12 protein-coding genes are annotated in these 15,410 nt (G+C 44.3%); 5 read left to right on the top strand and 7 right to left on the bottom strand.

The window, feature by feature from the left end:
* The 3 genes from HPS54_RS09005 to HPS54_RS08995 all read left to right on the top strand — a co-directional run bounded on the left by HPS54_RS09005 (window position 1) and on the right by HPS54_RS08995 (window position 4,200).
* Window positions 1-1,602 (top strand): xylulokinase, encoded by a 1,602-nt coding sequence (locus HPS54_RS09005; protein WP_172345118.1) that lies wholly within the window; start codon window positions 1-3, stop codon window positions 1,600-1,602.
* A gap of 25 nt (window positions 1,603-1,627) precedes the next feature.
* Entirely contained in the window at window positions 1,628-3,646 is a 2,019-nt protein-coding gene (locus HPS54_RS09000; RefSeq protein WP_172345117.1) for a transketolase family protein, read from the top strand.
* Window positions 3,647-3,753: 107 nt separating this feature from the next.
* Entirely contained in the window at window positions 3,754-4,200 is a 447-nt protein-coding gene (locus HPS54_RS08995; RefSeq protein ID WP_172345116.1) for an RpiB/LacA/LacB family sugar-phosphate isomerase, read from the top strand.
* 737 nt (window positions 4,201-4,937) lie between these two features.
* On the opposite strand, the gene HPS54_RS08990 is transcribed toward HPS54_RS08995, so the two are convergent.
* Complete coding sequence (locus HPS54_RS08990; RefSeq protein WP_172345115.1) at window positions 4,938-6,344, bottom strand: WG repeat-containing protein; 1,407 nt, start codon at window positions 6,342-6,344, stop codon at window positions 4,938-4,940.
* A 186-nt stretch (window positions 6,345-6,530) separates the two neighbouring features.
* Window positions 6,531-6,995 (bottom strand): lipocalin family protein, encoded by a 465-nt coding sequence (locus HPS54_RS08985; RefSeq protein WP_172345114.1) that lies wholly within the window; start codon window positions 6,993-6,995, stop codon window positions 6,531-6,533.
* A gap of 287 nt (window positions 6,996-7,282) precedes the next feature.
* Here HPS54_RS08985 and HPS54_RS08980 point away from each other — a divergent pair, with 287 nt between their 5' ends.
* Both HPS54_RS08980 and HPS54_RS08975 read left to right on the top strand, forming a co-directional pair.
* Window positions 7,283-8,440 (top strand): tetratricopeptide repeat protein, encoded by a 1,158-nt coding sequence (locus HPS54_RS08980; RefSeq protein ID WP_172345113.1) that lies wholly within the window; start codon window positions 7,283-7,285, stop codon window positions 8,438-8,440.
* Window positions 8,441-8,445: 5 nt separating this feature from the next.
* Window positions 8,446-8,817, top strand: coding sequence for a LytTR family transcriptional regulator DNA-binding domain-containing protein (locus HPS54_RS08975; protein ID WP_172345112.1), 372 nt, complete (start codon window positions 8,446-8,448; stop codon window positions 8,815-8,817).
* 87 nt (window positions 8,818-8,904) lie between these two features.
* Here HPS54_RS08975 and pyk read toward each other — a convergent pair whose 3' ends face one another.
* From pyk to HPS54_RS08950, 5 genes are all read right to left on the bottom strand, one after another.
* Window positions 8,905-10,347 (bottom strand): pyruvate kinase, encoded by a 1,443-nt coding sequence (gene pyk / locus HPS54_RS08970; RefSeq protein ID WP_172345111.1) that lies wholly within the window; start codon window positions 10,345-10,347, stop codon window positions 8,905-8,907.
* A 148-nt stretch (window positions 10,348-10,495) separates the two neighbouring features.
* Window positions 10,496-11,575, bottom strand: a complete 1,080-nt coding sequence (dinB, locus tag HPS54_RS08965) for a DNA polymerase IV (protein ID WP_172345110.1) — start codon at window positions 11,573-11,575, stop codon at window positions 10,496-10,498.
* A gap of 135 nt (window positions 11,576-11,710) precedes the next feature.
* Entirely contained in the window at window positions 11,711-12,589 is an 879-nt protein-coding gene (locus HPS54_RS08960) for a DNA-methyltransferase (RefSeq protein WP_172345109.1), read from the bottom strand.
* On the bottom strand, window positions 12,582-13,424 hold the full coding sequence (locus HPS54_RS08955) for a type II restriction endonuclease (protein ID WP_172345108.1): 843 nt from the start codon (window positions 13,422-13,424) through the stop codon (window positions 12,582-12,584). The genes HPS54_RS08960 and HPS54_RS08955 overlap by 8 nt, the downstream gene beginning before the upstream one ends.
* Before the next feature lie 2 nt (window positions 13,425-13,426).
* Window positions 13,427-14,374, bottom strand: coding sequence for a DNA adenine methylase (locus HPS54_RS08950; protein ID WP_172345107.1), 948 nt, complete (start codon window positions 14,372-14,374; stop codon window positions 13,427-13,429).
* Window positions 14,375-15,410 lie beyond the last annotated feature (1,036 nt).

Here is a 15,410-nt window from a genome sequence, read left to right as displayed (position 1 = left end):
ATGTGTATGGATGCAAAATCAACAATACAGGCAGGTAAAGCCATTCTCGGTATAGAGTTTGGCTCTACCCGCATAAAGGCTGTGCTCATAGACGGAGAAAACAAGCCTATAGCACAAGGCAGCTACGAATGGGAAAACCAACTTGTGGACGGGCTGTGGACATACAGTATCGACACGGTATGGACAGGATTGCATGCATGTTATGCCGACCTGCGCACCAATGTAAACAGGCAATACGGCATAGAAATAACCTCACTGGCATCTATCGGCATCAGTGCAATGATGCACGGATATATGGCTTTCGGTGACGGAGAAGACATACTGGTACCTTTCCGTACGTGGCGCAATACCAATACAGGTGAGGCCGCCGCTGCCCTTTCTTCACTCTTCGTATACAACATACCGCTAAGGTGGAGCATATCTCACCTATACCAAGCCATATTGAACGGTGAGGAACATGTCAAGGATATCAAATATCTGACAACACTTGCCGGATATATCCACTGGAAACTTACCGGACGGAAAGTATTGGGAATAGGCGACGCATCGGGAATGCTGCCAATCGACCCGATTACAAAAAACTATTCGGCAGACATGGTGAGCAAATTCAACGGTCTGATTGCCCCAAAGGGTTTCAACTGGAAACTCGATGACATACTGCCGGAAGTGCTTGTCGCAGGAGAAGATGCAGGAACACTTACAGCAAAAGGTGCAGAGATGCTCGACGTATCAGGTAATCTTAAGGCAGGAATACCACTGTGCCCGCCGGAAGGTGACGCAGGAACAGGCATGGTTGCCACAAACGCCGTAAAACAACGCACGGGCAACGTTTCAGCCGGAACGTCTTCTTTCTCAATGATTGTCCTTGAGAAAGAACTGAGCAAACCCTACGAAATGATTGACATGGTTACTACTCCCGACGGCAGTCCGGTTGCCATGGTACACTGCAATAACTGCACGTCAGACCTGAATGCCTGGGTTGGTCTTTTCAGAGAATATCAGGAACTGTTGGGCATAAAGGTTGACATGAACGAGATATACGGCAAACTTTACAACAACGCGCTCAACGGCGATGCCGACTGCGGAGGACTTATCTCATATAACTATATATCGGGAGAGCCTGTAGCCGGACTGTCGGAGGGACGTCCTTTGTTTGTACGTTCTGCCAACGACAAGTTCAACCTTGCCAACTTCATGCGCGTGCATCTCTATGGTTCTGTAGGTGTGCTTAAGTTGGGCAACGACATTCTCTTCAATGAAGAAAAGATAACAGTTGACCGTATCACAGGTCATGGTGGTCTGTTCAAGACAAAGGGAGTCGGTCAGCGCATTCTTGCAGCAGCATTGAACTCACCTATTTCTGTAATGGAAACAGCCGGCGAAGGCGGAGCATGGGGCATTGCACTGCTTGCAGCATACCTTGTCAACAACGACAAGCAACAATCACTATCCGACTTCCTTGACGAGAAAGTCTTTGCAGGGGCTGAAGGAGTGGAAATAGCACCGACAGAAGAAGACGTGGCAGGCTTCAATTCATACATAGAAAACTATAAGGCAGGACTTGCAATAGAGCAAGCTGCTGTTGACAACAAAAAGCAATAAGAACAAACAAACATATAAAGAAGATATGAACGAAAAGAAATTGATGAACAGAGCTGCGGACAACATACGTATCCTTGCAGCATCGATGGTAGAGAAAGCAAACTCCGGTCACCCGGGCGGAGCCATGGGCGGTGCGGACTTTATAAACGTGCTCTTCTCCGAATTTCTGGTTTATGATCCTGAAAATCCCTCTTGGGAAGGACGCGACCGCTTCTTCCTCGACCCGGGACACATGTCACCCATGCTTTATTCGGCACTTGCCCTGCAAGGAAAGTTCACGCTTGACGAACTGGCACAGTTCCGCCAGTGGGACTCTCCCACTCCCGGACATCCCGAGCGTGACATCAATCGCGGAATAGAGAATACATCCGGTCCTCTCGGGCAGGGACATACATTCGCAGCAGGTGCAGCCGTTGCAGAGAAGTTCCTTCAGGCACGTCTCGGCAACGACATTATACAGCACAAGATATATGCTTATATCTCTGATGGCGGAATACAGGAGGAAATATCTCAAGGTACAGGACGTCTGGCAGGAAACCTCGGACTGAACAACCTCATCATGTTCTACGATTCAAACGACATACAGCTTTCCACCGAGTGCGGTGTCGTAATGAACGAGGACACTGAGGCAAAATATAAAGCATGGGGATGGAACGTGCTGAAAATCAACGGAAACGATGTCGATGAGATACGTGAGGCACTCAAAGCTGCACAGAAAGAAGAAACGCGCCCGACACTTATTATCGGTAAGACCGTAATGGGTAAAGGAGCACTCAAGGAAGACGGCTCAAGCTATGAGCGCAGCATAAAGACACACGGTGCTCCCCTTGGCGGCGAGGCTTATGTAAAGACAATCAACAATCTTGGCGGCGATCCTACCAATCCATTCCAGATATTCCCCGAGGTGGCAGAGCTTTATGCAAAGCGCGCCGAAGAATTAAAGAAGATCGTTGCAGAGCGCCACGCTGCGGAAGCAGAATGGGCAAAGGCAAATCCAGAAAAGGCTGCCATGATGAAAGAATGGTTCAGCGGCAATGCTCCCAAGGTAGACTGGAGCGTATGCGTACAGAAAGAGAACTCAGCAACGCGTGCTGCTTCTGCAGCATGTCTCGGCGTTCTGGCAGAACAGGTTCCCAACATGATATGCTCTTCTGCCGACCTGTCCAACAGCGACAAGACCGACGGTTTCCTTAAGAAGACAACATCAATGGTACGCGGCGACTTCAGCGGTGCGTTCTTCCAGGCAGGCGTAAGCGAACTTACAATGGCATGTATGTGCATCGGTATGTACCTGCATGGCGGTGTAATTCCGGCATGCGGAACATTCTTCGTATTCTCCGACTACATGAAACCGGCTGTACGCATGGCTGCTCTTATGGAAGTTCCAATCAAATTTATATGGACGCACGACGCATTCCGTGTAGGCGAAGACGGACCTACCCATGAGCCGGTGGAGCAGGAAGCACAGATACGCCTTATGGAAAAACTGAAGAACCACCACGGCAAGGACAGCGTACGCGTGTTCCGTCCCGCCGATGCCGACGAGACAACCGTTTGCTGGGCAATGGCAATGGAAAACATGGAGACCCCGACGGCTCTCATCTTCTCTCGCCAGAACATCACGAAGCTGCCTGCCGGAACGGACTATGAGCAGGCACGCAAGGGTGCATATATCGTTGCCGGTTCTGACGAGGAGTTTGACGTAATCCTCGTTGCCGACGGTTCTGAGGTTGCCACTCTCGTAGCCGGAGCCGAACTTCTGCGCAAGGACGGCATGAAGATACGCATTGTAAGCGTGCCGAGCGAAGGACTGTTCCGTTCGCAGAGCAAAGAATATCAGGAAAGCATACTGCCTAAGGGAAGCAAGATATTCGGCATGACAGCCGGACTTCCCGTTACACTCGAAGGTCTTGTAGGTGCCAACGGAAAGGTATTCGGCATGCCGAGCTTCGGTTTCTCGGCACCATACAAGGTGCTTGACGAGAAACTTGGATATACGGCAGAGAACGTGTACAATCAGGTAAAGGCTTTCATGGCTGAATAAAAAAACAATAATGCAGGGACGTGACAGCGTTTCCGTCCCTGCATCTTAAATCAAATAACCCGCAGAAACGGGACACGCTGGTCCATACTGCAAAAACCTAATTACCTATGGAAATAAAGACTATCGGCTTAGCCTGCGATCACGCCGGCTTCCCACTTAAGAAGTATGTAATACAGTATCTCGAAGAACACGGTTATCCCTACAAGGACTATGGAACGTACAGCGACATGAGTTGCGACTATCCCGACTTCGGTCATGCACTTGCAGAAGGCATCGAGAGCGGCGAGGTTTATCCCGGCATAGGCATCTGCGGAAGCGGACAGGGAATAAGCATGGTTCTGAACAAGCACAACGGCGTACGTGCCGGAGTTGCATGGGAACCGGAAATAGCACGCCTCATACGTCAGCACAATGATGCCAATGTGCTCGTTATGCCCGGACGCTTCGTAGACAACAAGACAGCCGCAAAGATTATGGACGAGTTCTTCAAGGTTCCGTTCGAAGGCGGACGTCATCAGCGCCGTGTAGAGAAAATACCCGCAGTGAAGGAATAACGACATATATGCAAACCGGACAAACCGAAATCCCTACATAAAAGAGGAAGACGGAACCGTAAAACAAGAATATCATGAAGAGTATGACAAGCCCTTGAAAGGTGTCATACTCTTCATTTTTTCTTCAGGAACTTAGAATTGCATCAATACTCTGATTGTCCGGTATCCATTTACATGCTATCATACATAGCCCATATTTATTTGCATCATTGTCAAACACTCCCCTTAAATCCAAAGAACCGGCATAAGGGCGGTCAAGAGGGAACATCTGATTGACGAAAAGGCGCTCGATGACAGTATTAGTATTTAATGTTCGACGAATTTATTCTTCTTGTTAACCCTCGGAAAGTGTATGAGAGCTTTAAACACGCTGTACGGATTTCTACGGCATATAGTACAGGAATCTGTAGCATATAGTAGAGAAAGCTGTACTATATAGTAGAGAAAGCTGTACTATATAGTAGAGAAAGCTGTACTATATAGTAGAGAAAGCTGTACTATATAGTAGAGAAAGCTGTACTATATAGTAGAGAAAGCTATCGCATATGAGATACAAACGTAACGCATATGAGATACAAACGTAACGCATATGAGATACAAACGTAACGCATATGAGATACAAACGTAACGCATATGAGATACAAACGTAACGCATATGAGATACAAAGCTATCACATATCATCGTAATCTTTTACAGAGGACGGACACACATTAGAACATCCGCCCTCCGTATTAATCTAATCTACAATCCTCATAAATCCCCACTTATTGTTCTCTTTATAACACACCATTGCTTCGTCTTCATTGATTGTCAACGCCTGATATGCAGCAGGCAACAACATATTGCCCTCTGCATCAACCAGTCCCCATTTGCTATTTTGCTTTACCAAGAAGTATGAATGGGATTTTGTGCCAACAATCTGATTGTATTCGGCGGGAATTACATTCCTTCCGGTCTTGTCAATAACGCCCCACTTGCCTTTGTGCATCATAACGGCACGGTCGTTTACGAACATGGGCACCCTATTCTGTGCACCGTTCACGTTGAAGAAGTCAGGAGTCTTGTCGAGAAATGTGCCGTTATCATATTCAAAAGGCACAATCGCCTTGCCCTCTTTGTCTATTACACCTACTTTCCCTGCTGTATAAAGGATGCAGGCACCGTCATTAAATCTCGGCATCACATTACCAACGACATCAGACTTATCGATATAAGGAATGACACTTTCTCCACGGGTATCGATAAACGCCACCATATACTTATGCTCCTTGTCCCTCACGGCGCACAAACCTTCATTGAATGTACCTACCTGCGAATATTTCAACGGAACAGCAACCTTGCCCCTTGTGTCAATAAAGCCATACGACCACGTGCCACTCTTTGTATCCAGTTTTCCCACAGCCTTAAGACCATCGCTGAAATCATCCTGCATGGAGTCATATTCCATAGGAGTGACCATATTGCCTTCTTTGTCAATAAGCCCGTATTTCATCTTGCCACTTTCTATCCGTCCCACCTTGGCAACGCCGTTGTAAAAAGGATAAGCCTCATCATATATCATCTGATGAACCACCGTTCCGTCCGTCTGTATATATCCGCCCTTTTTGTTTAGATAAACATTTATCAGACCTTCACTAACACCGCCCATAGCCTCATATACCGGAGAAACTACAACTTTACCTGAAGTGTCAGCCATACCCCACTTCATTGTGGGCAACAACTTGCTTCCCTCGAGTTTATAGACATGAAGCAATCCCTTATTGAAATGCTGAATAGGATTTGAATACACACCGTCCGGCAGTTCTGCCACCTTGTTGCCGTCCATATCAATCAACGTGCCGTGCCGTGTCTCCTTATTATAATAATACGCCACGCCATCAGGTCCGCTATACTCATTAACAACCGAGGGAGAAATGCACGGAAGTATCTCCTTTCCTTCAGAAGTAACTATTCCTCCCATACTTTCCTTGTTGAATACTACAATCCTTCCAAATAAAAATTTATTAACCTGGTAGTATGTCGGTTCTATAACCTTGACAAGTCTTTTCTTTGCATGTCCGTGGTTGGATGGACACAACAGACAAATGACAATAAGCACCCGCAGCATATCCACGGAAACCTTACTTAATCGCTTTGTTTTCATTTTATCAGATTCATTATATAATTAACGGGAACATAAATATATACGTAAAAAGAGCTGCAGCAGACCAATCTCTGCACTAATCCCTACGAATATTGACCTAAATACTGCAACTCTCATAAACAACCGCAGCTGCCGACCCTCATCAAGAACCTTAAGCACGGTTCAAACAATACATTATGCAAAATTTTACTCTATCCTTTCCATTGTATCGGTATACTCGGTTTCTATAAAAGAAGAGCCTTTTTCTTCCGTAACTTTATATTTAGCAACCAACTTTGTCTTGCTGAGAGACAATATTTGGGCATCCTCAAAGTCATTGCCCTCAAAAACAAAGACTCCGTTGCGTAGGTAAAAAGTTCCCTTACCGTCTTGATGCCATTTACTACCACCGTCATATTCAAGAAACTCAAAATTGCCATTAGCATAGAATACAAATCTGTTATGCTCGTCTGCCACATTTTCAGAACCCGTATCTGTAATCTTACCGTTCTCCCTGCGGGTGTACTTTGTATGTACAATCTCCCACGTGCCGACAAGGTCGCTCATCTTATATTCCATACCTTCATTGCCGCCATCATCACCACTTCCTCCGTCATCACTGCTACTGCATCCGATAAGGAAGCAAGAACAAAGGAATATAAATGACAACATGGCAAAACCCTTTAATAAATCTTTCAACATAATAATCCTTTCCTGTTTTAAATTATTTATAATTATCTGCAAAAATATGTCATTTTAAATGACGATACAAGTACAACTTAAATACGAAAACGCACAAAAGGGAATAATCTGTTACAAAAAGCAGGAATACACATATAACAAGGAATAAAAAAAGATACACACTATTAATTGTAAATATCTCAATATTTTTTCGCCCATTATTCTTTTGATATATTATTGTTTTTTGGTTATTTTTGTATCAAAAAATTAAATAATCTATGAATAATCCAACTAAATTACTATTATTCATCTTATCCGGAATATTGCTCACATCCTGCAACTTCCCACGCAGGAAAAACAAACTGACATTGACGGAATACGCTTTGCAAAGCGTGCAAGACTCAATGCGACAAGGACGTACCGGTGCGGCAGAACGAATTATCGGCAAAGAACTCGGCGAGGCTACCGACAGCAATGCCTATTATCTGTGGTTGTGCATGCGGGCGAAACGTTACTTCACAGAAATGAAAGCCGATTCGTTTCTAATGCTGAACAACCGTACCGGCGACTATCTGCGCCGCACCCCTTCTTCCGATTTCCACACCCGGCACCGGCTGGAGGTGGAGTGGCTTGTGGAACGCGGAGCATTCTATGCCAGCATGGCAGGCATTCCGGATTCGGCAATATTCTATAACAAGAAAGCCCTGGAAAGGATGGACGGGCTGACCAATGACATTCCTTACCGCATAATGGCTCTTACAAATATCGCCGACATATACCGTCAGAACGGACAGCCCGACCTGAGCGCCGACAGTTACATGCAGGCGCTGAACGTGGCAGACTCCGCCGAACTCCACAACGACACATACATTATTATATATATGGGTATAAGTTCCGTATATACCGCCATGGGGGATTTCAAGGAAAGCAAGATATGGTGGGAACGTACGAAGAGCCTCATGCCCTACATGACGCGGAACGACAAGTTCTTTTACTACAACAACCGCGGCAACGACTACTATCAGCAAGGACTGTACAAAGAGGCACGTACCTGCTTCGAGAATGCCGAGACTATGCTCGAAGGCAGCGCCGGAGCGGAATGGGACATCGCATTTGTACGGACAAACCTTGCCGACGTGTATATCAAACTCGGCATGGGCGATAAGGCAAGCAGGCTCATAGACGAGGCTGAGCGATACTTCCGGCAGGTCGGATTTGACATACCTCTCTATTATCTGGAGACGCAACGCATCGAACTTGCCCTGCTGAACGGAGACACGAAAGGTGCGGTCCGGCTGGCAGATGCCGCCGTCGAACGTCCCGACATGCTTCCCGAACAAAGGCTTATGAGGATGAAGGCCATTGAAAGCGCAGCAAGAATGAACGGTCAGTGGGAAAAGGCTTTCAATACGGCAGTAGGAATAAAGGCTCTTTAGCATCCATGAATGCCGTAACGCAGAGAGACACCGGCACACCGCCAATTATACTTGTGGTAAATGCCATCAACGAGCATCAGCCCCTGACACTTTATGACATTGGATATTTCCGGTATAACCAGGAAAGAAAACTGTGGGAGGTGGTATGTTGCGACGGACAGACACAGATCCTGAGAAGACACTCCACTGCCGACATCATCCTGAACTACTCTCCCTCTCTCGTACAGATACACAAGCGTTTTATTGTGAACATCGAACGTATAAAGAAAATCCAGGAATCAAGATGCATTCTCGATGCTCCGCTATCCCACATAAATGAACTGAAAATAAGCAAGAACTACAGACACAGTCTGATGCAGGCATTCTATAACCTGTGAAACGGAAATGAGACCAAGGTGCACAAGTGTTTTCTTATTGTCATGCCTTGGTCTCATTTCCGTTTCACAGGTTATATCTCAAAACAATCACTCCTCATTCGGCATGTGAAATCGATATGTCTGCCGGAACACGTCCGACACATTGTTTATTTCGAGGAACGTTGTTCCCCCACCCTCTCCGAAACTACCGCTCAGGTGGGCAACTTTGTCCTCCATGCCTATATATCCTTTCTGGCGCAACATGCGCAGAGCTGCAAGGAACTGCTCTTTAGGTCCTATCTTGTCATGCTGATATACCGGTATCACACCGTAGCTAAGGGCAAGCAGACGTTGTACTCTCTCCTTATAACATATGGCCAGCACCGGGTTCGGACCACGGAAAGCCGAAAGGTTGCGTGCCGTCTTGCCTGTCTTGCTGTCCGTTATGATACCTTTCACTCCAAGCCGCTCAGTCGACTCTATTGCCGATTTTGCAAGAAACTCGCTGATGTCACAGTCGTCACACAGCGGAATGTCTATGTCGTTCTCACGCATCTTGTCGTTCTCTGCCTGCTCGGCAATCGCAGCCATTGTCTGCACCGCCTCAAGAGGATACTTGCCTGACGCCGTCTCACCGCTCAGCATAAGCGCATCTGTACGATAGTATATGGCATTGGCAATATCCGTAACCTCGGCACGAGTAGGGCGAGGATAGTTTATCATCGAGTGAAGCATCTGCGTAGCCACTATCACCGGTGTCTTTGCAAGGATACACTTGCGTATAATCTTGCGCTGTATACCCGGTATACACTCTATCGGCACCTCTATTCCGAGATCGCCACGTGCAATCATTATACCGTATGAAACGTCTATTATCTCATCGATGTTGTCAACACCTTCCTGGTTCTCTATCTTCGAGATAATCTTTATCTCGCTGTTGTGCTCATCAAGAATCTGCTGTACAGCCATTACATCGCTCTTGCTGCGTACAAAAGAATGCGCGATGAAGTCTATGTCCTCCTCTATGGCAAGCAGTATATTCTTGCGGTCTTTCTCCGTGAGTGCCGGCAGGTCGATATGCTCGCCCGGCACGTTCACACTCTTGCGCGCCCCCAGTTTGCCGTCGTTCTGCACTTCGGCAATAAGCCTGTCAGCTTCCTTGCCTACAATCTTCATGTCCAGTTCTCCGTCGTCAAAGAGCACATCATCACCCACGTGCACATCTTTTACAAAGTCGGCATACGTAACATTCACCACATCGTGCGTGGTGTCGACATCAGGGTTTCCGCAAATGGCAACCTTCTCTCCTGCCTTGAACACTATAGGCTCTTCCGTATACGTACTGCGCACCTCCGGTCCCTTTGTGTCTATAAGTATGCCTATATGCCTTGACACCTTGCGAGTGTTGGCTATAATCGTCCTTATACCCTCCGGCGTGGCGTGCGCGGTGTTTATTCTTACCACGTTTATACCTGCCAGGAACAACTGGCGTATAAAGTCCACGCTACACCTGCGGTCGCTTATCGAAGCTACAATCTTTGTCTGTTTCATTGGGAAATATTAGTTTTAAATAATCTTCTTACCTCTTATTATTTGCAAATGTACAAAACTTATTCCATAAAAGCAAATTTAGGAGGAGAAGACAGAAGGTTATACTGTTAACAGTTATCAAACTCCTTGACCACAAAAAACTCATAGTCTACTTAAAATCCAGCTCTCCTTCAACCCACACACCACGCCTTTCATGTGTCGGAGGATTGGATACGCTCAAACCGATAAGCCGTATTGAGCGCAAAGACGAATACTCCACCTGCCCCATAAGCATCTTGGCAAGCGGCAGGATGTCGTTCTTGCTCTTCAGAATTTTCTTCTGCGTGGCACTGCGCGTTATCTGTTCAAAATCATGAAACTTGACCTTCAGCGTGAGCGTGCATCCTTCGAAACCGGTATGTCCGAGCCTCTCCACCAGTTCTGTCACCACATGATACAACTCTATCACCACTGCCGAGCGGCGGCTGATGTCCTCTTCCAGCGTATGTTCACATCCCACCGACTTCCTTATGCGCATGCTCTCGACCGGACGAAGGTCTATGCCGCGCGCAAAATCATAATACACGGCGCCCTGTTTGCCAAACACTTCAGTAAGATGTCGCAACGAGCACTGCCTCAGCTGCATGCCCGTAAATATCCCCATGCGGTGCATCTGCCGTGCCGTCTTGGGACCCACGCCCCAGAAATCCTCTATCCTCATGCCTGCAATAAAGTCCATCGCCTTGTCGGGATGTATCACAAACATACCGTCGGGCTTGCGAACCTCCGACGCCACCTTGGCAAGAAACTTGTTATACGACACGCCTGCCGATGCCGTAAGCGCCAGTCTGTCCCTTATTTTACACCTTATCTCCCGTGCAATATCAGTGGCAAGCTCCGCACCGGACTTGTTCTCGGTAACGTCGAGAAACGCCTCGTCGAGCGACAAAGGCTCTATAATATCGGTATACTCTCTGAATATATCATGCACACACCTCGACACTTCCTTATAATGCTCATAATGCGAAGGCACGACGACAAGCTCCGGACACAGCCTCTTTGCCTTTGCCATGGACATTGCCGACCGCACGCCGTAGCGCCGCGCCTCGTAACTGGCAGTGGAAACCACACCTCTTGGACCGTCAAAGCCCACGGCTATCGGTTTGCCGCGCAACGACACGTCGTCGCGTTGCTCCACCGATGCGAAGAAAGCATCCATGTCTACGTGTATGATCTTGCGGTTCATCATATAAATAGCGAATTAATAAATCACCACAGACAAAATAAAAAGAGTGACCTCATCACATACAATCCGTATTATTATAAACCAGCTATATGAATAGAGACTCATCAAGGATAGAATATAACAGAAAAACAAATCATATTAAAAAGGTAAATCATACGGTTCATCTTCGTTAACCTCATATCCACAATCAGCGAATGCCTTATTCTTCAAGTCCTTTATTTTTGAACGATAAAGCACATATTTATTGTAATCGTCAATTTCAAATTTCCTATTTCGACTAAGTTCCAAAAAAACTTGCTCATTATCTATGCCAAGAAAACGTCTCCCGACGAGGTTGGCAGCTATACCTGTTGTCGAAGAACCTGCAAAAGGATCCAGTATCCACGAATTAGGCTTTGTCGAGGCTAATATTATACGAACAAGCAAGGCTAACGGTTTCTGTGTCGGATGCTTTCCACAAGATTTCTCCCACGGTGCTATGGCTGGCAATCTCCATACGTCTGTCATCTGTTTTCCTTCATTCAGTTCTCTCATCAGCCTATAATTGAAATAATGCGGACATTTATGTGATTTGCGAGCCCATATTATGAACTCCGTGCTGTATGTAAAATACCGGCATGAAATATTTGGCGGCGGATTTGTCTTTGCCCATGTCACTACATTTAAAATCTTAAAATCAAGCTTAGTCAAAGCATTTGCCACAGAAAATATATTGTGATAAGTTCCGCTTATCCAAATAGTTCCGTTTTCTTTGAGTTTGTCACGACATAAAGATAACCATTTGTAATTAAAGTCGTTTACATCATCAAGATTTCTGCTCTTATCCCATTCACCTTTATTGACACATACAATTTTTCCACTTTGCACACTGATCCCCCCGTCAGACAGAAAATAGGGAGGGTCGGCAAATATCATATCAAAGTGAAATCTGAACTGAGACAACAGCTTTAAGCTATCACCATGAAGAAGAGTGAAAGCCCTGTCTGTTGATTTAAAAAAGGGGATAATCTTAGACATTTATCTTAAGTTCCTCCATAAAATCTTTTAATGTAGTTAAATTATACACACGTGGAATTGTATAAAATGCTTCTTGCAATTTATTCTTAGCCTTTTCCCATCCTTTTCCATCTGTAACCCAAACAAACTCAAATCCGGGAACTGCATTGATTTTTGGTCCTATCTCACTAAAAGAACGGGCTGTCTCATTCAACTTACTACCACCTCCACTATAGAAATTGACTTCCATTAGATAAACTTTGGCATCTGTATATATAACAAAGTCAAAACGTTTTTCATCAGTGCCCAAAGCATTGGTAATTTCCGACCATTCTTTAGATTTAACCTCCTTACGATAATTGAGCCCGGCACCATTTATTACAAGTTCAACGGTATCTTCCATTGCATCCCCACTTCTGTTTTTACGAGCATTTGAATCCAAGCCTACTTCTACTCCAAAGACGTAATCTACAAGATTCTTTACATTCTTATCTTGAAATATCCGGGCAAGTCCTGTAGCTGTTATAAACTCAAGAACTCCATCCAATGTTTCCATATATTGCTCAAGATATACAAATTCAGCATCGGCATTAATAACCTTTTTCCTGTCACGTTTACGACATGCAATGAGAATCTGCAAAACATCAAAAACACTTTTATCGTTATTCCAAAGTTCAATGACAGCTTTTTTGAGATCTTGTTTCCCAAGCAAATAATTTAATGTATTCAACTTTATTTCAATACCTGCCACATTTCTTTTTATCTTTTCGAAGTTTGTCCAAAAGCCCAATGTTGCATTTGTTTCAGACAATTGTGACAAGAAGGTATTAAACTGTTCTTCTGTGTGTATATTCATAATTATATTGCAGATTGTATGATTTTAGTTTTTACAGATGTTCTATAATTTCTTATGACAAGTTCTGTCAGTTTACCACGTTTGCTTGCCACAGCATTGACATAACGTGAAGCATATACTCTCCGGATATCAAAACCCTCATATATATTTTCAAAGAACAAATCCTTAGGGTTCTTGGCTGAACAGTCCGAGTTGCTTAGCATCCATAGACAATTGTCCCTTGCCGAAATCATACGGCAGAAATCTGCAAGCTCGCGTTGCTTGGCATCATTGAATGCCTCTTTTACATACGAATTGAAACTTGCTGTGGAACTTAGCGGACGGTAAGGAGGGTCAAAGTAAAAAAAGAACAAGTCTTGTTCATTGACATAGTTAAGCGTTTGAGAAAAATCACCGTTCAAAATATGGACATCGCATTTATTCATCAGCTCACTATCTGCATATATTACATCTTCATTACATATTGTAGGATTAGTATATTTACCAAATGGTACGTTAAACCTGCCGGCAGAGTTTTCACGATACAGACCATTAAAACATGTCTTATTCAGAAACATAAAAAATGCGCTCCTATCTAACTCGGACAAATCATATTCATTAAATCTGCTGCGTATCATTAAGAAAAAATCTTTTCTCGATTCTTCATCTCTAAGAGCCTTATATTCTTTGTCCAAATACTTAAGTTTTAGAACAAGTCCATCCGGACAACTTTTTATCATCTTATAAGTATCCGTCAAGTTCTTGTTTATATCGTTTATGATAACACGCTTTATATTGGAAAATCTCTGAAGCATAAAGAACAACATTGCCCCACCACCAACAAACGGCTCTACATATGTAAAACTGTCTGTATCAAGCTCTATCGGCAGAATCCTCTCAAGTTGAGAAAGAAGTTGTCCCTTCCCTCCTACCCATTTTACGAAAGGTCTCGCACTATATGATGTAAACATATTATATATTCTATTAAAAACAGTAAATGCAAATATACGGATTTTCTTTCATAATAAAGGTCTGTATTGCATATAAAACATACCTTATACAAGGTAAAAGAGACAAAAAGAGATAAACAAAAACTATTTATTATAAAAAAGTTCTTACGTAACAACTGAGCAAATTACAACAAAAGACATACAAGAATAGCCCCAAACATTTTCATCTATATATTGATTAAACAAACCGAGTGTGTTTAAACAAACAGAAGTATAGCTAAATCAATAAACTACAATGTAATATGAAAATCATGCTAACGCGAAACTTCTCTCCTGCAATCATGCCATGCTAAAGACTTGCCAGTACTCCGCAAAATGACATTTTGCCACATAAAAAACTAATAATGATGTCATAGCGTCACGCAAAAAACATCACCGGAAAGTTTCATTCTACGTGTCCGGAATGACAAATAATGACCTCGGAACTTCAAAAAACGCATGTTTCGGATGTAAAACACGTAGCTTTTACCTTCAAAACACGTAGCTTTAGGGTCCAAAGATGCCACCTTTGAGGGTCTAAAATGCCGCCTTTTAGAAATAAAAATGCCGTTTTTTGCGGAAAAACAGGCTTTTTCTCCGCAAAAAACATGCACACTCTTAGACACTCTGTCTATAACTCATTATTACAATGCACATTACGCCTGCACACAAAATTAGGGCATATTTACGTCCGTAGGATTATTTTTTCGAACCAAGCCGTTTTTCACGCACATTCAGAAATCAAATAGTAAGCAAACGTAACGAATTTATAACCGGATGAAATCTCCCGTCTTTGATAATCTTAAACAAAAATATATAAACAGCCACGAGAAAACAAGTTTAGACACCGAAGACGATGAAGACGGAGCTTTTTCGCTATTGCAACATACTTGTGAAGATTCCAAATCGAAGTGCAAAATTTTGATTTAGGAATTACCTCTTTCAGAGTATTGTCCGTCCTCTCTTGGGGGCGCGCCCCCAAGAGAGGACGGAGCCAAAGTTTTTAACTGACAAAACA

This window comes from Xylanibacter caecicola, assembly GCF_013166515.1.
In the GTDB taxonomy this organism is placed as follows: domain Bacteria; phylum Bacteroidota; class Bacteroidia; order Bacteroidales; family Bacteroidaceae; genus Prevotella; species Prevotella caecicola.
This window is presented reverse-complemented; position numbering and strand designations above follow the sequence as displayed.

What these genes read in the sequence shown, in the direction of transcription:
- HPS54_RS09005 (WP_172345118.1), top strand. Translation starts at nt 1, where the DNA reads ATGTGTATGGATGCAAAATCAACAATACAGGCAGGTAAAGCCATTCTC.
- HPS54_RS09000 (WP_172345117.1), top strand. Translation starts at nt 1,628, where the DNA reads ATGAACGAAAAGAAATTGATGAACAGAGCTGCGGACAACATACGTATC.
- HPS54_RS08995 (WP_172345116.1), top strand. Translation starts at nt 3,754, where the DNA reads ATGGAAATAAAGACTATCGGCTTAGCCTGCGATCACGCCGGCTTCCCA.
- HPS54_RS08990 (WP_172345115.1), bottom strand. Translation starts at nt 6,344, where the DNA reads ATGAAAACAAAGCGATTAAGTAAGGTTTCCGTGGATATGCTGCGGGTG.
- HPS54_RS08985 (WP_172345114.1), bottom strand. Translation starts at nt 6,995, where the DNA reads ATGTTGTCATTTATATTCCTTTGTTCTTGCTTCCTTATCGGATGCAGT.
- HPS54_RS08980 (WP_172345113.1), top strand. Translation starts at nt 7,283, where the DNA reads ATGAATAATCCAACTAAATTACTATTATTCATCTTATCCGGAATATTG.
- HPS54_RS08975 (WP_172345112.1), top strand. Translation starts at nt 8,446, where the DNA reads ATGAATGCCGTAACGCAGAGAGACACCGGCACACCGCCAATTATACTT.
- pyk (WP_172345111.1), bottom strand. Translation starts at nt 10,347, where the DNA reads ATGAAACAGACAAAGATTGTAGCTTCGATAAGCGACCGCAGGTGTAGC.
- dinB (WP_172345110.1), bottom strand. Translation starts at nt 11,575, where the DNA reads ATGATGAACCGCAAGATCATACACGTAGACATGGATGCTTTCTTCGCA.
- HPS54_RS08960 (WP_172345109.1), bottom strand. Translation starts at nt 12,589, where the DNA reads ATGTCTAAGATTATCCCCTTTTTTAAATCAACAGACAGGGCTTTCACT.
- HPS54_RS08955 (WP_172345108.1), bottom strand. Translation starts at nt 13,424, where the DNA reads ATGAATATACACACAGAAGAACAGTTTAATACCTTCTTGTCACAATTG.
- HPS54_RS08950 (WP_172345107.1), bottom strand. Translation starts at nt 14,374, where the DNA reads ATGTTTACATCATATAGTGCGAGACCTTTCGTAAAATGGGTAGGAGGG.